The organism is Helicobacter sp. 23-1048, from assembly GCF_053654545.1.
The window spans coordinates 61135-79787 of sequence record NZ_JBSIUT010000003.1 but is presented as its reverse complement, the minus strand read 5'-3'; the positions used below and the strand labels follow the sequence as shown (position 1 = coordinate 79787).

Sequence of the window (18653 nt, the reverse complement as noted above, 5' to 3'; positions counted from 1 at the left end):
TTTCTTAAATATTGTCTTAAAAATGAGAAATTGTAAAATTATCGCACTATCAAAGTTATAATTTCACAACTTTTGCTCCAAAACCACCCATTTGTGGTGGAGCATCGCTAAATTCAAGCACTTTGGGGTGAGATGATAAAAATTCGCTTACCGCTACACTTAGTCGCCCTGTGCCGATGCCGTGAGATACGAGCACTTCACTAAATCCAGCCATTAGGGCGTTTGAGAGAAAATTATCAAGTTCTTCTATCGCTTCTTCCACGCGTTTGCCGTGCAAATCAAGGTGAACACGAGCATTTTTTGGTGCAGTCGTTTTGATTTTTACTCCATTGCTTTTTACATTTTTGCCTAAAGCAAGCTCTTTGTTGTTAATCCACGCCTTTAATCCATTGTCAAACTCCACAAGAGAGGTGGAACTCTTTGTTTCTATGACTTTGGCGGTGTTTTTTTGGTATTTGACATAATCGCCCTTTTTGAAAGTATGCGAGTGTATTGTGGATATAGAAAGTTGTTGTGTATGCTGTGTGGATTGTAGAGATTCGTTACGCAGGATTGTATTTGCTTTGTTAATGGCGCGGTGGATATTTTTATTGTCGTTTTCTTTCATTACCGCTTTAAGCTCATCTAGTGCAAGCTTATAAGTATTTTGTAGAGCGTTTTTACTTGCTTCTAGGCTTTGTTTATCTTTATTAAATTGCTCTTGGAGTGCATCTCTAGTCTTTTGTAGTTCATTCAACTCTAATTGTGTTTGAGCGATTTTTTGCTTCAACTCTAACTCCAACTCGCTTGAGCGTGTGATAAGCTGGCTTAATCCTTGCTTTTGCTCGCCATCAAATTCTCTTGCTTGGGCGATTATGGCGTGTGGGATTCCGTGTCTTAGGGCAGTTTCATACGCGTAGCTTTTGCCTATGCACCCTTGTAAAAATTCGTAATTTGGGCGTGAGCGCATCTCATCATACAGCGCGGCGATAAGCATCACATCATCTCTGTGTGCCATAAGAGCTGCTAAGCGTTTGTGATGTGTGGTTAAGACTACTTTGCAATTTTTCTTCGCAAGAGATTGCAAAAGCACCTTATACAAACTCGCCGCCTCATCGGAATCTGTGCCTAACTCTATCTCATCAATGCCAAGTAAAAAATTATCCTTATCTAATATTTGAGAAAACTCGAGCATTCGCCCCGCGAAAGTAGAAATGTTGTTTTTGGAATTTTGTGGGTCAGAGATAATGCTAAAATATTGCTTAAATACGGGAATCTTGGATTGATGTGGGTTAATTTTAAGTGGCAAAAGATATTTGCTTAGCAAACTTGCACTAAGAATAGACTTTAAAAGCATTGTTTTACCACCCTCATTCACGCCCGTGATAATGGTAAATTTCTGCTCTAATGATAAACTTAGTGGCACGGGATTTTGTAAAATGGGGTGGCAAAATTCGCTTAAAACGCATTGTTTGCTGAGCTTATACACAAATTCTAAATTACGCTCTTTGGCGACACTTATGCGTGTATAAAGGTGGTCAAAGACATCAAATTCTTTGTTAATAAAGCGTAGGAAAAAATAATATTTTTGCAATCTCGCGCTAATTTCTTTGCACACTTCATATATCTCACCTTGTAGTTTATCGCTAAGTGCGCTTTGCTTGGTCTTTAACTCCGCAATAGCCTTAGGGAGAATGTAGAAAAATCCGCTCCCACTGCGCGAAATGATAATGCCCTCTAACGCACGATTAAACCCAGATTTCACCAGCAAACATTCACTTTGATTGACAAAATGCAATGAATTATCTACCAAATACCCTTTGAGTGCGGGACTTGTCATAATGGTAGAAAATTCGTTTGAAATATTTTTGCCAACGCGCTTTATGGAATCTTTAAGACTATCAATATGCGGGTAGATTCCCTCTTTTATCTCGCCCTTATCGGTAAAAATAGCACAAATCTCACTCACGCCTTGAGGAATGCTTATGGAATCTAACCACGCAAAAAGTTTTGTGCTTTGGGAATTTATCGCCTTTTTAAGGTAAGCAAAATAATTCACCAATCTCACAAACTCAAAAATCTCTTCTAAGCGCAATGTGCCAAACTTTTGAATATGCGCCAAGCTTAACTCAAGTGGTTTTAATGGTGGTGGCGGGGTTAAATGCAAAGATTCTAATTCTTGCAAAAAAAGTGCGTAAGTCTCTCTATCACCGCTAAATGCAAAGCTCTTTTCCCGTGCAAAAGAACTCTCAAAAAATCCAACAAACTCTCTCAAATCAAGCTTATCTATCAGTGCGTATAGGGATTCTTGTGCTTTATCCTTTGGAAGATTCTCATTTGGTTTTAGGTAATCAAGTGGAGAATCCTTTGTGCTTAAAAGATTCTCTTTATCTTGTGTGAAATCTTTGTTTGTTGTGGTTGGATTGGCATTTGTGTCGTGCATTGCTTCATTAAAATCTTAATTTTTTTTGCAAATTTTCTCACTAAAGGCAAACCGCACGCCCTCATTTGGAGTGCCTTTTTTGCCTTCAAAATACTTTATACCACCATCATTTATGCTAAATCCCTCTTTTGTGATGCGCATCTCTTCGCCCAAAACTTCACAAGAAATGCTCTCTCCACGCTCAAAAGCATCTAAAATTTCATAAAACTTCTTAGAATCTTCATCTTGCAACATAGTGTAAATAGCGGTAATGACGATAAGTGCGACAAAACTTATGCCTAAAGAAATTTTATTTCTTGTGCTAATTTTTTTAGAATCTTTGGTCAAAACCACTACTAAAGCGATAAGCAAAAGAATAAATACAACAAATAAAGGATACATTTCGTGCCTCACAAAAATAGATTATAGAAATAAACCGCGCATTTTAGCAAGTTTTATCCAATAGCACAAATACAATTACTTTTCTCCACGCAACTGATAAGTAATGTCCCCAGCACCAAGACCTACGATAATGGCATTGCTTAGCGTTTGGAGTTGCTTAGAATCGTTATAAAGCACAATGTTATCATTCACGCGCTTAATGTGCGAAGCAAAAGTGGGATTATACCGAGCAAATTCTTTTGACATATCGATTTGTATTTCACTCTCTCCAGCACGCCAAACAGGCAAAATAACAAGTCTATCACAATGCGTAAAACATTCCTTAAAACTCTCTAAATTGCTTAAAAGTCGCGAATATTTGTGTGGTTGCCAAATAGCGATAATTTCTTTGGGAGTGCTTGATAACAATTTGGCATAAATTTGCACACTTTGCAAAGTCGCAAGGATTTCTGTGGGGTGATGGGCATAATCATCAATAATGATATTATCCTCACGCGCAATAATATCAAATCGTTTTTTAATGCCCTTAAAGTTTTTAAGATTCATAGCAATTTCTTGCACACTTTTACCCTCTTGTAGCGCACACAAAATTGCTAATGAAGCATTAAGTGCGATATGATTCCCAAATCCATACACTTCAAAAGTGCCTAAGTCTTTAAGATTAAAGCGTGTGTATGGTTGGTTGTTTTGTAAAAAATATTCAATGTGGCTAATATCCTTGCTTGGATAAAGTTTCACGCAAGGGAGACGACACTTCGAGAGAAACGAATCTTCAGCGTTAATGACACGCACCTTTGCCATTTGCAAAAAATCATTATATGCACCATAAAATTCATCTAAATTATAGTGATAAGTTTCCATATGTTCGGGTTCGGCATTTGGAATGATTGCATAATAGGGATTTGAGTTTAAAAAACTTCTATCAGATTCATCAGCTTCAAAGATGAGATTCTCACTTGCCACTGCGCGCACATTTGAGCCAAACTCTTTAGAATCTGCGCCAATAATCGCCCCACTTTGCGCAAAAATACTCGCAAGCATAGCACTTGTAGTGCTTTTACCGTGCGCTCCACACACGCTAAAGACCTTTTTGTCTTTTAAGATAAACTCTAAGGCTTGAGCGCGAGAGAGCACTTTAATGCCAAGCTCCTTAGCACGCAAGATTTCGATATTATCAGGTTTGATAATGGCTGAATGAATGACAATGTCTTGATTGGTTATGCACTCCTTGTTATGAGGGATTGTAATGGATACTCCAAGTGCCTTTAATCCCTTTATTGCGCTTCCTTCTGCAATATCTGAGCCACTTACTTCTATGCCTTGCGCAAGACAAAAGCGAGCCAATCCAGAAATCCCAATCCCACCAATACCAATAAAGTGAATCTTCATTTATGATTCTCCATTGTATTAAACTCCTCTAAGGCAATTTTCACGCGCTCTAACGCCTCTTTGATAACTGCACTTTCATACACCAAAGCCAAACGCACAAATCCAGCTCCAGCACCTTGCCTACCTAAAAAACTTCCCGGCAATACTTTGAGATTTTGTGTTTGATAGACAAATTGCGCAAACGACACATCATCGCCCAAAATTTGAGAATCCTCGCTCACACGAAGCCACACATAAAAGGTATAAGGACTCACATCGATATGGGGAAACATCGCTTTGGCAATCTCTAAATTCTTTGCATAAATTGCCCGACTATGCGCAGGATTGTTAAAATCTCTCCAAGCTAACGCGCTTGCCTTTTGTAATGGCAATGGAATAGCACAACCCACATAAGTGCGATACAGCCCATAACCTTGCAAAATTTCACTATCCCCAGCAATAAATCCACTTCTAAGTCCGGGTGCGCTGGAACGCTTTGAGATTGAGTTAATGGCTAAAATATTTTTAAAATTTTTGTTACCACATTGATAACTTGCCTCTAAAATACTTGCGGGTTTGCAATCTACATAAATCTCACTATAACACTCATCACTGATAATCACAAAGTTATACTCTATGGCTTTTTGCACCCAATCTTGCAATTCTTGTAGGCTTAAAATAGCTCCTGTTGGATTGTTTGGTGAATTTAAAATCACCAAATCCACCTCTTTTAACTGCTCTTTAGTAAGTGTTGGCTTAAACCCATTGACACTATTTAATTCCATTAGCACGGTCTTTGCCCTTGAGGCAATGGCTGCGCCCTCATAAATTTGATAAAATGGATTTGGATAAGCGATTGTTGGATTCGACACACCATAAAGATAAAACTGCGGAAAATTAAAAAGCACTTCTCTTGTGCCAAAAGTAGGGATTATTTGTGTTTTATCGAGTGTGAGGTTATAGCGATTAGCGATAAAAAAAAGTTGAGAATCTTTTAAAAAATCCTCCCCCCCAGATTTGGGATATTTATTGAGTAATGCAACATTGCAAGTGAGCTCATCAAGGATATTTTTAGGCGTATCAAATTGTGGCTCGCCTATCGTAAGGGTGATATGGCTCTTTTCTTGTGAGGGAGTAATAGAATTTAAAAGAGTGGAGAGCTTTTCAAATGGGTATTGTTCAAAACTATTTAACATCGAATTTCCTTGAATTGATAGGGCTAAATCGGCGCACTCAAAATAAAATAAACACTTTTATAATAGCATAAACATTCAAATTATCCAAAACACAATGCGTTAAATCCCTATAAGATTCTCGTGTGTATCGATATTTTTAGGCGTTTTGCAAAACAAATATTGATTTTTAACTAAAACATTGCTACAATTTTGCCTTTTATATTCACGCGGGAATAGCTCAGTGGTAGAGCACGACCTTGCCAAGGTCGGGGCCGCGGGTTCGATCCCCGTTTCCCGCTCCATAATGCGGTATTTCTTTCGCATTTATAGATTCTATAAGTTTTGCTAATTTTCTTAAACAAGCCGCCCGGGTGGTGAAATTGGTAGACACAAGGGACTTAAAATCCCTCGGACATTGCGTCTGTACCGGTTCAAGTCCGGTCTCGGGCACCACTGGGATAGGCAATAGAATCTGTTGTGTCAAACATTATGGCGACATAGCCAAGTGGTAAGGCAAGGGCCTGCAAAGCCTTGATTCCCCGGTTCAAATCCGGGTGTCGCCTCCATATTTACGCACACATTCGGGAGATGGCTGAGTGGTCGAAAGCGGCGGTCTTGAAAACCGTTGAGGGTAACACCTCCGGGGGTTCGAATCCCTCTCTCCCGGCCACTCCCTAAATACAACATAAAATCAATAAACTCTATTGCTTAAGGAATTATTTTTGAGAGATATAAAAATATTGAGACTTTTTTGGCTTATATGCAGTGTTGGCATTATTGCCATTGGTGTAGCGTGCATTTGTTTCCCACTTAAGACAATGCTTGCTATAAGCTACCTTGCAGCCATAGTCATACTTTCATTTGGTATTGGAAGTATATATTATTTTTTTGTAAGCTACAATCGCTCTAATTTCGTGCTCTTTGATGGTATCGTTTCGATTGCATTAGCCATTGTTTTAATGTTTGGAAATGAATACATTGGGGAGCATTTTATCCCTTATATTGTCGCATTTTGGGTGATTTTTAAAGGTGGGGTATGGGCGGTGTTGGCAGTGAGGATTAAGACAATAAGCCCAAATACATTTTTATATATGCTTGCTTTTGGTGTATTTTGTGTAATTTTAGGCATTATATTTATCATCAAACCTGAAATATTAGCATTTTTGTTAAGTTTCGTGCTAGGGATTGGGCTTATAATCTTTGGCATAGGCGCGCTGGTATTTTGGAAAATATCAAACATAACATAAGAACAATTTTTGCATACACAAAGATTTAGTGTCAAAACGGCTCTTTAATTAAGGAGGAAAAATTGAGAGAAATTGTATTAGTGGGAACAAAACCTCATAGTGAGCTAAAAAGCATTGTTGTGAGTGAAATTACGATAAATGAGATTCCAAAAGATATTTTGCAAGATAGAGATTGCCTTATTTTTACCTCGCGTTATGCTATCAGTGCGCTTGCTAAAAGCGCGCAACATTGCCAAGAATTAAGCAAATGGGTTAGTATGCCAAGCTATGTCATCGGCGGTAGTAGTGCGAAACGACTAGAAGAATGCAATGCAAATGTTGCATTTATCGGCAGTGATGCACACGGAGCAAATTTCGCCCAAGAGTTAGTTGAAAAACTCCAAGACAAACACCCTCTTTATTTACGCGCAGAGCGCATTGTGTCTCATCTTAATGAAAAACTCCTTGAAGCAAAAATTGACTTAAAAGAGTGTATAGCATATAGCAACCAACCAAAAAATCTCGATTCTTCTCTAAAGCCAGCGAGCAATTCTGTGCTAATTTTCACTGCGCCAAGCGCATATCAAAGTTTTAAGCAAAATTTTGGTTGGGATGGAAATTATGTGGCAGTGGCGATTGGTATGACGACTTTTAGTGCGTTTGATAGCGATGTGATGGGGTTTGTAAGCCAAATCCAAAGTATCGAGGGTTGCATCACATTAGCAAAAGACTTAGCCCAAAGCCTACCATAAAAACAGAATCTCATTTATTCTACAATCTGCACTTCGCATTCTAAGGCGATACCAAACTCCTCAAATACACGCTTTTTTGCCAAATTGATTAGCTCTATTGCTTGAGAGAATGTGCCTCCGCCAAGATTGACTAAGAAATTTGCGTGATTCTCGCTCAATCCTACCCCACCGATACAAAATCCCTTTAATCCAACAGATTCCAAAAGTCTGCCTGCAAAATCCCCTTGTGGATTCTTAAAGCAACTTCCACAACTTGGCTTTTTGGGGTGTTTAGCGCGAATACTCTCAAATCCACCTACCAAGTCCATATTGAAGCCTTTATTTTTTTTCACTTTTGCCGAGATGATACACCCACAAATCCCGCTATATCGATAGCCAAACGCAATGTCTTCACAATCCACCCATTCTCCATTGATATTCACAGATTCCAACACATTAGCAATTTCATATATTTTTCCATCAGTTCCTTTTAATCCCGCATTCATCTTAATAATCCCACCAAGAGAGCCCGGTAACCCACATAAAAACTCTAATCCACCGAGATTTTGCTGTTTGCAAAAGCTATATATCTTTGATGCGCTTGTGAATGCACCAATCTCTAAATAATCTTCATACAAATCAATAGACGCAAATTCTTTGTTTAAAAGTGCTAAGTTTTTTGCGTTTGGCGAAACAAGCAAGTTATTTGCCTTTCCTATGAGATTTGAGGCTTGTGTGTGAGTATTATCACTAATGAAGCCAAGTGAAACAAGGTCTTGCCTTAAAGTGTGCTTCTCTATCACACTCACTTGCAAGGGTGCGCCAATGCGAAGGCTTGAATAGGTAGAAAAATCAATACAAACTTCGCGCATTAAAACTTAATGTCTTTAATCATATTAAGTAACATAGTCGCATAATCTGTAACCATACCAATCATCCACGGCATTGTAAAGATGATAACCGCCACAACTGCGAGAATCTTAGGCACGAAGCTCAATGTCATTTCGTTAATTTGTGTGGTCGCCTGAAATATACTTACCAAAAGCCCCACAATAAGCCCAGCTAAAAGCATAGGGAGTGAAAGAATAAGTGTGAGTTTATAAGTTTGAATTGCCAAAGACATTAGTTGTGATTCCATTCATCGTCCTTTATCCATAAATTTAGCATTCATTTGGCGAGAAGGCGAGAGAATCGAACTCCCCAAAAGCTAGACACCTAGCCTTTCATTAGGTTTGAAGCCTAAGGCGCACACCAGCACACTTGCCTCCCAATCTCTAAGCCATTCAATACACCTCTTAAAGATTCCAAAAAAGGAATCCTAAGTGCTATAATACCATAAATTATTTTAAATCAAGGCATAGGTGATGCACACACAACAAAACCAAATGAGACTTTTACCAAAGGTGGATTGCTTACTTCATTTAGAGATTTTTCACGCGTGCAATAAAGACACCCTAAAGCCCATTATCCATAAACATTTAGACGCATTAAGAGTAGGCATAAAGTCCAATAACATAGATTGCCTAGAAGAAGTCCTCCAATCTTTGCCAAATGCCATTAAGCGCGAATATGATTCTATCCTTGCTCCAAGTCTTGTGCCCGTAGTGAATGCCACAGGCGTAGTTTTACAGACAAATTTAGGACGCAGTGTGTTTGATACTGCCATCATAGAGCGTGTAATACCACTGCTTGCGCGTTATAGCACGCTAGAATACGACCTTGCAAAAGGCGAGCGTGCGAGTCGCTATATGCACGCAAACGCGCTATTAAAGGCTCTTTTTGGCGAGGAATATGAATTTTTGCTTGTGAATAACAATGCAGCAGCGGTATTGCTTGTTTTGCAAACTTTTGCTCAAGGCAAAGAAGTTATTATTTCGCGGGGCGAGCTTGTAGAAATTGGCGGGGCGTTTAGAATCCCAGAGGTGATGAAATGTGCAGGGTGCATTTTGCGTGAAGTGGGCGCGACCAACAAAACACATTTGCAAGACTACCAAAACGCCATAAATGAGCAAAGTGCAATTATTATGAAAGCACACCAAAGTAATTTCGCGCAAGTTGGCTTTTGCGCGCAAGTCTCAATGCAAGAAATAACCACGCTGGCACAAGAAAATGGGTTGATTGATTATTATGATGTTGGCAGTGGATTTGTGGGAGTGGAGTTTGATGATAGAGATTCTAAATTTGTAAAAAATTTGCACACCAAAGAGCCAAGTTTAAAAGAGATTTTCGCACTCAAGCCTTCGCTTGTGAGCTTTAGCGGAGATAAGCTCTTTGGAAGTGCGCAAGTGGGAATCATCGCTGGCAGAAAAGATTTGATTGAGAATCTTAAGAGCAATCATCTTTTGCGTGCCTTGCGTGTAGATAAACTCTGCATAAGCACCTTGCAAGCGACCTTAGAGCTTTATATCAAACGAGAGTTAGATAAAATTCCTACTCTTGCGATGCTTCATTGCTCGCTAGATTCCTTGCAAAATCGTGCAAATGCCTTTATAACAATGCTCAACCAAGCTGATTTAAGCAGTTTTAGCTTTGAGCTACTTGAGCTAGATTCTGTGGCTGGTGGTGGGAGTTTGCCTGATAATACTTTTAAAAGCTATGGCATTGGGATTAAGACTAAAGCTATGAGCGCGGCACATTTAGAATCAATATTACGAAAAGAATTTTTTATCATCACAAGGGTTTTTAAACAGCTTGTAGCTATCGATATGCGCACATTGCTTCAAGGCGATGAGAATCAAATCGTGCAATCGCTAAAAAGCATTCAAAAGCAATTAGATAAATCCGCCACGCCAAAGCACACAAAGATTGTTAAATGAATACCCAAATGCCAAATACCTCTAATAATGACATTATCGTGGGGTTAGCGGGGCATATCGACCACGGCAAGACTTCTCTTATCCGCGCACTTAATGGCTTTGATGGTGATAGTTTGGAAGAGGAAAAAAAACGAGGCATTACCCTTGATTTAAGTTTTTCACATCTTAATCTTTCATCGCGCAATGTCGCCTTTATCGATGTGCCCGGACACGAAAAGCTAGTAAAAAATATGATTGCTGGGGCATTTGGTTTTGATATATTGCTTCTTGTGGTGGCGAGCGATGATGGACTTATGCCACAGAGCTTTGAACATCTACAAATCGCAGATATGCTTGGAATCAAGCATTGCATTTGTGTGCTTAGCAAAGTAGATAAGGCTTCTAGCGAGTTGGTGCAAAGGCGCAAAAAAGAAATTACACAAGCCTTTAAAGATTTACATATCCGCTTGGAGGGCATTTTTGAGTTTAGTATATTTGATAGCAATAACAAACCATATCCACAGCCTACGCCAAATACACACAATCCCAACCCTTACACAAACGATATTATAGAATTTTTGCGTTCTTATCAAAAGCCACAAAGATACGACTTTGGTATGGTTGTATATTACATTGATAGAGTGTTTAGCATTAGCGGAGCTGGGTGTGTATGCACGGGCACGCTTGCAAGTGGAAGTATCAAAAAGGGCGATAGCGTCTTTGTATGCGAATTGCAAAAAGAGCTTATCGTGCGCTCATTGCAAATCCACGACACACCTCAAGAAATCGCTTCTCCATCACATCGTGTAGCACTTAATCTTGCTAACATTCAAGCCGATGAGCTAAAACGCGGCTTTTTAATCTCACAAAAAGGCTTTATTCGCGGTTCTTGTTATATTGATGTCAAGTTACGCCCATTTAATGCAAACAATCTCGCTTCAAATACCACTTATCAGCTCTACATTGGCGCAAAACGCATTAGCGTGAAACTAAATATTTTAGAATCTAAACAGAGCGAAACCTTTGCCCAACTAAGCTCCAAAACACCAATTTTTAGCCTTTTTCAACAACATATCATCATTCGCGATGGCAATGAAAGCATCGCTGGAGGAATCGTGCTTAATCCCATTAGCGACCCTATCAAAAGAAAACAAAAAATCTCGCTCCTTCACGCGCTCGATTCTCACAACTTTATCCAAGCCTTTGAAATCCTCGCAAAAATCCATAAAAAAGGCTTTGGCGTAGTGAGCTCTACACAGCGATTTGGACTAAGCCATACACAAGCTATTGGCATTATGGAGGAGTTACAAAGCACCAAAGAGAGTATATTTTTTGACAAAAGAGATTTAGTCGCCTACCCCATTAGCCAGCTTGAATATCTAAAAAATGAAATCTTAAATGTTTTTAGCAAAAATAAAAACGCCCTCCTTTCAGCAAAAAGCCTGCAAATCAAACATAAATGGGCGAGTATAGAATTTTTACAAAAAGCACTTGATGAGCTTGTAGCTGAAAAATTTATCAAAAAACAAGAATCTCTCTACTTAGTAAAAAACAATGAAATACACAACATCAAAGATTTTTTGCAAAAAGAAATTTTACACATTTTACAACACCAAAAATTCACTCCCCCTGCGCCATACAATATATATGACAGCCTAGACATTGATAGAGCCACAGGCGATAGCGCACTCAAAGCATTAAGTAAATCACAAAAGGTCGTAAGAATAGCGCACAATCTTTTTATTGAATCGAACGCACTTAATGAAGTGATAAATACAATGCGCCAAATTCTTAACACCAATGGTTATATTGACATTACGCTATTAAAAGAAAAGCTCCCGCTAAGTCGCAAATATTTAATCAATTATTTAGAATACTTGGATAATTTTAATGATATTGTGCGAGAGGGTGATAAACGCATTTCACGCTTTAATGCTAAAAATTAGGAGGCGATAATGACACACTTAGATTACTTTGCTAACTACCCACTGCATAGACAAGCCTATGACATATTGAGTGCTACTAAACTTCCTAACACAAATCCCTTTAGCCTTGCAGATTCTAAGCATACTAAAGCCCAACTTGAGATTTTGCAAGCATTTTTTGGAGTGGAATTCGTGCAGTTTTTTGGTTGCACGACAGAAGATTTTGTTGCGCTTTTTTTAAAATTACACAACAATGACATCTTTTTAATGCCAAGTTTCTCTCAACAAGCCTATAAAAGTTTTGACCTCATCGCAGATATTCATAAAATTAACGCTAATGATTTGGCGCATTTCACGCGCAAAAACACACAAAAACCTTGCTATATATTTCTGCCCTATATCAATGAAGATATTTTGAGTTATAACGATTTTGGTGGCATTACGCAAAAATTAGATTCTCTTAATGCGGTGTTGTTCGTAGAGATTTCTCGTTTGTTACAAAATGCTAATTTGCATTCACTTCAAGCACTCCAAAAACTCCACCACAAACGCATAGCTTTGGTGCTTAACGCAGAAAACATTGGATTGCCTAGACGATATGGCATTATCGCGCATTCGCTCCCAGAGCTTAGCCAATCTTTAGATTCTCTTGTGCCAAATGGCTTTTTTGAAGCACTCAATCTCTGCTTGCAAGACATTGCTAAAAATAATGCCTTGCGTGATTATCTTGCCACTTTCCCAAATGCGCCATTTTATGAAACCCTGCAAAATGAACTCAAGCAAAGCGTGAGTCTTTTTGCCCCTCTTGCATCTTGTCCGTCAAATGCGCTAGCTTTGAGGCTTTTTGGAGCAAAGGCACGCGTGCTAGCACAAAACTTACTTATTGAAAATGTAAGTGTTATCAACGGACAAGAATGTCTGCTTGGGAACTTTAAACCATCATTTGTGCTTGGCGAAATGGGCTATAGCGAAAATGAATGTCGCGAGCTTTTAAGCATTTCCTTTGTGCATTTGGATAAAGACACATTGCAAGAATGTGCTAGAAAAATTGCTCGTGCCTATAATAGCTTTAAAGCATTGGGAATCTAAGCTAAAAATCCGATGCTTTGGGCGAATTTGACTTCCTCCGCGCTCTTAATGCTTGGTGTAAAATCCTCGATAAAAAGCACTATGGTTGAGCCCATTTGAAACATTCCTAGCTCCTCACCCTTGCGCACTTTTTTTGGGCTTGCATACGCATAGGTTTCATTATATCGTCTTGCGTTTGTTTGGATTTTTGGCTCACAATGAAAGATGATAGAGCCCACATTAAGCGCACCCACCGCGACAAAGTAAAGAATCTTTTGGTTTGGCATTTTTGCTTTTAACACCACGCGTTCATTGCGGATAAAGAGATGGGCATTTTTATGCAAAGATGGCATATTCACAGGCATCAAATCCCCGCCAAAATAACGCATCTCCATAATCTCCAAATCACAAGGAGCGTGATAGCGATGATAATCTTTTGGAGAAAGATAGAGGTTGATATAAAACATTTCTTTTGATAATGTCTCGCCCAAAAGCTCCTCGACACTATATTGCATTCCTTTAATTTGTAACGCCTTTTTCTCCTTGCTTACACCTAATTCCGTAATAAGAGAATCTGATGGGGAAATAAGCACATTGGCACTTCCATCAAAGATTCTATTGTGTTTAAGTTTCCTTGTAAAAAGTGCGTTAAGCGTTGGATAAGATGTGCTTTCAAACTCGCTCAAATCAATACTAAAAATGGCGACATATACGCTATTGATAAAATTTTGGATAGGGGTAGGAAATCGTGTATGTGCAAAGCAACCGAACAAACGCGAAAAAAAATTATTCATCACACACTCTCTTTTGCGCCTTTAGAATCTAAATGCAACACTCTTTTACCACGAATGGCAAACGCATAAAACAACGGCGTGTTGCAAAGATTGGACATAACTTTAATAGCATAATCACTAAAGACCATAGCAACAATCTCTCCCTCTGGTTTAATAAACAAATATGCGATATGGAAAAATATCAGCGTATCAATAAATTGGGAAAATAAACTCGCGCCATTATTACGCAAATACCATATTTTTGGAAATTTGCGCTTAAGATAATAAAACACAAAAACATCAAGCACTTGGGCACAACAAAATCCACACACGCTCGCACACGCAATGCGAAATTCTGCAAGTAAAATACTTGGCACAAAGGCAAGAGCAAGCCCTAACCAAAGTGTTTTAAGCACATTTGAGCGCGGATATTTTTCGCTTAAAATATTCATTAGCAAAAAGCTCAATGGATAAGTGAGCGCGCCGAAAGTAAGAGGCGTGTTAAAAATATTATACTGCACGCTGAAATTTGCTAGCACGATAATGCAAGCAAAGCCAAAAGAAGCAAGTATAAATTGTGCTGTATTCATTGTCTTTTGAGAATACAAAGAATCTGCAAACATTTCCCCACCTTATATTGCCTGCAGGGATTGCCCTGCAATGTTGTGATTATTCTTGAGCGTTAAGTTTTTTATACAAAAGCACACCGATTCTATTTGCCAAACGCGTGGTATCAGCATTCTTAGAAGATTCTCTAAATTCCTCCACAAAAGTAGCATTGCCATTACAATCTACAATCTTAATCTCCGCGCTCATTTCGTTATAAGAAAGAGTGAATGAAACAAAAGCCTTTTGGCTTGCCTTAGAATCTAAGCGGTAAAATTTCACCAACTCCTTTTGCAAGGCATTTTTAAGCTCTCTGCCGCCTTGTTTGCTCTCTTCGTTGATGAGAAGAGCAATCTTTGGCTTTGGTGAATTACGCTCAAATATATCGCTGTATTCCAAAAATGACAACCCGCTACTACCAAGCGCACTAAGATAGCCCTGTGTTTGTGCTTGCCTTGCGAGCTCCATTTTTAGTGCGTTGTGCTGAGTGAGCGAAATATCATCGCATTGGATATTAAGTGCTTGGAGTTTTTGAATGGACTTTTTGTTCTCTTCTTTAAGCTGATTGATAAAATCGCTCTTGGCAATATGCGCACGCACAAAATATGTATTGTCATGGGTTTGCACTTTATAGTTGATATTTCGCAGTGTAGTGCGGGCAGTTTCTTTGCTAATATTTTCTTTAATGCTATTAGATTCTCTGCCATCGCTAAAGCTACTTGATACATTTGTTTTTGATTGAATCCCAACCATAAGGGTGGAAAGCATATCGCTTAATGCCATATCTTTGGCTCTTTGCAAATCCTTATTGCTCCCCACACCGTAGAGATTTTTTTCATCACTAGCGGAGTTATAAAACCAGCTTGGCACACCAGAACTCCCAGCACACGCCACAAACAACAAACCCACAAATAATGAACAAACAATGTTATTTCGCATATTGCCTACCAGCTCACTGATTTATTTGACCCAAGTTTAATGATATTGACTTCTTCGTCCCAAATCACCTCTCCTGTGGCTAAATCAAGCAATGTAAGTAAGAAAAAGTAATCCGTGCGTTGCTTGCTTCCCTTTACGCGGACATTTTTTTGATAAATTTTGCCAGAAAGTGAAAGTTGCGCACCTTTGAGTTGCCCTTTTTCAATGACTGAGTATTGGTCGTATTCGTCATTGTCTCTTGTGGTTTTTCGCACTCTATTTACCATTTTATCTTGTTGTGCGCCTGAGCCAGCGAGGGCTAATGAAAGTTTGAACTTCCCGCTATTTCGCATATCACGCGCTACTTTACGACTTAATTGCTCCACATCAATAGTCTGCATTGTATCATTTATAATGTCTGAAATCACAAGCACTTTTGGGCTTTTAATCTTTTGGACATAATCACTCTCCAAAAGCGAGGCTACGCTTTTTTGCGCTACACTTTCAATATCGTGGTAATCAAGCCCCATACTTGTATAAGACTTAGAATCAGCCGTATCTATATATGTAGGCTCACCACACGCGCTAAAAGCAAGCACCATCATACTTGCACAAAAAATCTTTACACCACTTATTAGCTCTTTAATTGTTAATGTTTTCATTTGTGTTCCTTTGTTTTGATTGAATTAGCACCACGCAGAATCTGATAACTCAAATCCTTTTGTCGTAACCGAATGTATAGAATATTATCACTTTTTTGACACAAAACCAAATTATTTGGTGTATTACATTCTTCATTGATAGCAAAACGCAACAATGTGTGAAAAGCAAATAACTCATAATTTCCCACTTCATTAGGGATACGAAGCGCATACACTTTGTTTGGGAGCACACTTGAGATTCTCACATCTGCTGAAGTGCTCACCGCTGAATATATCACTCCAGCAAGCAACCCATACGCTCCAGCTTGCTCTTGGAGGACAGACTGCGTAATAGCCTTAAGTATAGCCGAACTCATCGCACGCGTAAGCACAAATGGTAATTGCTCGTGAAATTCATTAGTGATAATGCCCTCTACATTGGCGATAAGCGAGGCTTTTTTGTTTAGAGATTCTCCCCTCACGCCAAGCCCTATATGAAAATCCTCTCCATCTAGCAATGCTGGCACAGAAACTCCTACATGCAAGACATTGCTACTTACCAAATACGCTGGGAAATCGAGCGAAACATCTTCTTTTTGCGGGCTTTTGCCATCTTCGATGATAAGCCAAGTATAAGTAGTCTTATCGCCCTTTTGTCTAGCCCTTAGCGCGCTAATATCCTCATCAATAACTTCTGCTTGTGTCATTCCATAGGCTTGCTTGTATAAATCAAGCGATTTCGCATAATCTGATTCCAAAAAGAAAAATAACCCAGAAACATAACTTACCGCAGGATTGATGAAATTATTATACGCCTTAAAATCTCGTAATTTTGCGTATTGATTGCCAAGCTGTGATTGAAGAGCACCCTGTGTGGCAGATTGATTCACTTTAGCCATAGTATCAGAATCTTCTTCTTGTTGTTTTTGCAGGGCTCGCTGAATGTCCTTTCGATAATAATCTTTTGCACGCCGTTGTCTATCATTGGCGCGGTTAAACTCTACGCGAGCAAGTGCATTGTTGCCACTTTGCATCGCTAGCAGTGCTTTATAATAATTCATTAGCACGCCCTCATAGATGTTTCCGCGATAAGTTTTGACATTTTCATTTACCACCACTGCGCCTACATTACTAAATATCCCAGAGAGCAAGCCCTGCGCTTCATATTGATTAAAGACTTGTTCGGTAGATTCTAGCACATTAAAGCTCTCTTTATTGCCAAGCTGAATTCCCGTAACGCCCGCTTGAAACCCCCATAACACAGAATCATCGTTTTTTACCGCTCTTTTATGAGCGAAGTCATAGGCACTCTGCAAATGTCCGCCATAATACTTTTTGTTAAATTCCTCCATTGTGCCTTTGTGCGAGCATCCATTAAAAACCCAAATAACAAGGACAATGCTACTAAGCAAAAGTGTGTTTTTCATTATGTAATAATCCTTAGATTCTAGGAATGTTAAAATATTTTGCTGTGATAAAAATACGCGAATTGTAACATTTTGTTTGTAAAATTTCAATCAAAAATTATTTGAATATTTTAGGCTATAATTGCCAAAACTTTCAACAAAGGCTTAACCTAATGTATATACAACGCGTGAATGAAGCTATACAAGCCATAAGGCAAGGCGAGATAATTATCATAATGGACGATGAAGATAGAGAAAATGAGGGCGATTTGGTTATGGCAGGGATTTTTAGCACTGCTGAGAAAATCAACTTTATGGCGACAGAAGCAAGAGGGCTTATTTGCGTCTCACTTACCAATGACATCGCCAAAAAGCTAGATTTAGAGCCAATGGTAGAATCCAATAGCTCTAACCACGAAACCGCCTTTACCATTTCTATTGATGCGGCAAGCGCAAAAACGGGAATCTCCGCCCAAGAGAGAGATTTAACCATTCAACTTATGTGCCAAGAGCACACAACTCCAAAAGACTTCGTGCGACCCGGACATATATTTCCTCTCATCGCCAAAAATGGTGGCGTGCTCGTGCGCACAGGACACACAGAGGCAAGTGTGGATATTTGCACTTTAGCAGGGTTGAAACCTATTAGTGTCATTTGCGAAATTATGAAAGCCGATGGACAAATGGCACGCAACAACGACCTTATAGCATTTGCCAAGAAACACAATCTAAAGATTCTCTATGTCTCTGATGTGATTCAATATCGCTTGCAATATGAAAAACTTATTTGCTTAGAATCAAAACAAGAATCTCATTTGCTTGATAACCCTTGTCAAAAACTTGTCTTTTTAGACCACCAAAAAAACCGCCACATCGTGTATGCCTTTTCCCATAATCTTAATAATCCGCTCATTTATTTTCATAAAATTAAGCAAGATTGTGAGTATTTTGAGAATCCTCTTAACGCACACCAGAGCTTTATGCAAAGCTTACAAATGCTAAAAGATGAGGGTGGATATTTGATTTGTCTTAGCACGCAACCCCACCAAGATTTAAAAACACTTGGCATTGGTGCGCAAATTTTGCGTGAAATGGGGATTGAGCAATTTCGTTTATTGCATAATGAAGATTCCCAAAGTGCGTTACATAACTTTAGCGGGATTAGTGGATTTAATCTTAACTTAACCCAAAGAGTGCTTCCTAAACAGAAGTAAGAAA

Annotated in this window: 17 protein-coding genes and 5 tRNA genes; 10 read left to right on the top strand and 12 right to left on the bottom strand. The window is 38.9% G+C overall.

Annotated elements, in window-relative coordinates; translation table 11 throughout:
- Positions 1-55: 55 nt before the first annotated feature.
- The 4 genes from ACWIWK_RS08530 to ACWIWK_RS08515 all read right to left on the bottom strand — a co-directional run bounded on the left by ACWIWK_RS08530 (position 56) and on the right by ACWIWK_RS08515 (position 5367).
- Positions 56-2422, bottom strand: a complete 2367-nt coding sequence (locus ACWIWK_RS08530) for an endonuclease MutS2 (protein ID WP_454152374.1) — start codon at positions 2420-2422, stop codon at positions 56-58.
- A 15-nt stretch (positions 2423-2437) separates the two neighbouring features.
- Entirely contained in the window at positions 2438-2803 is a 366-nt protein-coding gene (locus ACWIWK_RS08525) for a hypothetical protein (RefSeq protein WP_454152373.1), read from the bottom strand.
- A gap of 75 nt (positions 2804-2878) precedes the next feature.
- The gene (gene murC, locus ACWIWK_RS08520; protein WP_454152372.1) at positions 2879-4192 is read right to left on the bottom strand and encodes a UDP-N-acetylmuramate--L-alanine ligase; all 1314 of its coding nucleotides are present in this window, start codon (positions 4190-4192) and stop codon (positions 2879-2881) included.
- Positions 4189-5367, bottom strand: a complete 1179-nt coding sequence (locus tag ACWIWK_RS08515; protein WP_454152371.1) for a succinyldiaminopimelate transaminase — start codon at positions 5365-5367, stop codon at positions 4189-4191. The genes murC and ACWIWK_RS08515 overlap by 4 nt, the downstream gene beginning before the upstream one ends.
- A 206-nt stretch (positions 5368-5573) precedes the next feature.
- On the opposite strand from ACWIWK_RS08515, the gene ACWIWK_RS08510 reads away from it, so the two are divergent.
- The 6 genes from ACWIWK_RS08510 (at position 5574) to ACWIWK_RS08485 (ending at position 7324) form a co-directional block, all read left to right on the top strand.
- A tRNA-Gly gene (locus tag ACWIWK_RS08510) sits at positions 5574-5648 on the top strand.
- A gap of 63 nt (positions 5649-5711) precedes the next feature.
- A tRNA-Leu gene (locus ACWIWK_RS08505) sits at positions 5712-5799 on the top strand.
- A gap of 38 nt (positions 5800-5837) precedes the next feature.
- A tRNA-Cys gene (locus ACWIWK_RS08500) sits at positions 5838-5912 on the top strand.
- Between the two features lie 16 nt (positions 5913-5928).
- Positions 5929-6016: transfer RNA gene (locus ACWIWK_RS08495), tRNA-Ser, on the top strand.
- A 52-nt stretch (positions 6017-6068) separates the two neighbouring features.
- Entirely contained in the window at positions 6069-6593 is a 525-nt protein-coding gene (locus tag ACWIWK_RS08490; RefSeq protein ID WP_454152370.1) for a DUF308 domain-containing protein, read from the top strand.
- A 62-nt stretch (positions 6594-6655) separates the two neighbouring features.
- On the top strand, positions 6656-7324 hold the full coding sequence (locus ACWIWK_RS08485) for a uroporphyrinogen-III synthase (RefSeq protein WP_454152369.1): 669 nt from the start codon (positions 6656-6658) through the stop codon (positions 7322-7324).
- A gap of 14 nt (positions 7325-7338) precedes the next feature.
- Here the strand turns inward: ACWIWK_RS08485 and ACWIWK_RS08480 are convergent, their stop codons facing one another.
- From ACWIWK_RS08480 to ACWIWK_RS08470, 3 genes are all read right to left on the bottom strand, one after another.
- Entirely contained in the window at positions 7339-8175 is an 837-nt protein-coding gene (locus tag ACWIWK_RS08480; RefSeq protein ID WP_454152368.1) for a UDP-N-acetylmuramate dehydrogenase, read from the bottom strand.
- On the bottom strand, positions 8175-8441 hold the full coding sequence (gene fliQ / locus ACWIWK_RS08475; protein WP_454152367.1) for a flagellar biosynthesis protein FliQ: 267 nt from the start codon (positions 8439-8441) through the stop codon (positions 8175-8177). The genes ACWIWK_RS08480 and fliQ overlap by 1 nt, the downstream gene beginning before the upstream one ends.
- 34 nt (positions 8442-8475) lie before the next feature.
- Positions 8476-8572: transfer RNA gene (locus tag ACWIWK_RS08470), tRNA-Sec, on the bottom strand.
- A gap of 95 nt (positions 8573-8667) precedes the next feature.
- On the opposite strand from ACWIWK_RS08470, the gene selA reads away from it, so the two are divergent.
- From selA to ACWIWK_RS08455, 3 genes are read left to right on the top strand one after another with little or no spacing between them, the layout of a single operon-like run.
- Positions 8668-10119: an L-seryl-tRNA(Sec) selenium transferase gene (selA, locus tag ACWIWK_RS08465; protein ID WP_454152366.1), complete on the top strand. Its 1452-nt coding sequence runs from the start codon at positions 8668-8670 to the stop codon at positions 10117-10119.
- On the top strand, positions 10116-12044 hold the full coding sequence (gene selB, locus ACWIWK_RS08460; protein ID WP_454152365.1) for a selenocysteine-specific translation elongation factor: 1929 nt from the start codon (positions 10116-10118) through the stop codon (positions 12042-12044). The genes selA and selB overlap by 4 nt, the downstream gene beginning before the upstream one ends.
- Positions 12045-12053: 9 nt before the next feature.
- Positions 12054-13112: a hypothetical protein gene (locus ACWIWK_RS08455; RefSeq protein WP_454152364.1), complete on the top strand. Its 1059-nt coding sequence runs from the start codon at positions 12054-12056 to the stop codon at positions 13110-13112.
- Here ACWIWK_RS08455 and ACWIWK_RS08450 read toward each other — a convergent pair.
- Genes ACWIWK_RS08450 through ACWIWK_RS08430 form a run of 5 tightly spaced genes read right to left on the bottom strand, consistent with a single transcriptional unit; the run spans position 13109 to position 17456 of the window.
- Positions 13109-13885 (bottom strand): phosphatidylserine decarboxylase, encoded by a 777-nt coding sequence (locus ACWIWK_RS08450; RefSeq protein WP_454152363.1) that lies wholly within the window; start codon positions 13883-13885, stop codon positions 13109-13111. The genes ACWIWK_RS08455 and ACWIWK_RS08450 overlap by 4 nt on opposite strands.
- The gene (locus tag ACWIWK_RS08445) at positions 13885-14487 is read right to left on the bottom strand and encodes a queuosine precursor transporter (RefSeq protein WP_454152362.1); all 603 of its coding nucleotides are present in this window, start codon (positions 14485-14487) and stop codon (positions 13885-13887) included. Before ACWIWK_RS08445 ends, ACWIWK_RS08450 begins: the two co-directional genes overlap by 1 nt.
- Positions 14488-14533: 46 nt before the next feature.
- Entirely contained in the window at positions 14534-15409 is an 876-nt protein-coding gene (locus ACWIWK_RS08440; RefSeq protein ID WP_454152361.1) for an LPP20 family lipoprotein, read from the bottom strand.
- A 5-nt stretch (positions 15410-15414) separates the two neighbouring features.
- Complete coding sequence (gene lpoB / locus ACWIWK_RS08435; protein ID WP_454152360.1) at positions 15415-16050, bottom strand: penicillin-binding protein activator LpoB; 636 nt, start codon at positions 16048-16050, stop codon at positions 15415-15417.
- Positions 16047-17456 carry a hypothetical protein gene (locus ACWIWK_RS08430; protein WP_454152359.1) on the bottom strand — a complete coding sequence of 470 codons (1410 nt, stop codon included), beginning with the start codon at positions 17454-17456 and terminating at the stop codon, positions 16047-16049. The genes lpoB and ACWIWK_RS08430 overlap by 4 nt, the downstream gene beginning before the upstream one ends.
- Before the next feature lie 152 nt (positions 17457-17608).
- Between ACWIWK_RS08430 and ACWIWK_RS08425 the strand changes: the two genes are divergently transcribed.
- Positions 17609-18649, top strand: coding sequence for a bifunctional 3,4-dihydroxy-2-butanone 4-phosphate synthase/GTP cyclohydrolase II (locus ACWIWK_RS08425; RefSeq protein ID WP_454152358.1), 1041 nt, complete (start codon positions 17609-17611; stop codon positions 18647-18649).
- Positions 18650-18653 lie beyond the last annotated feature (4 nt).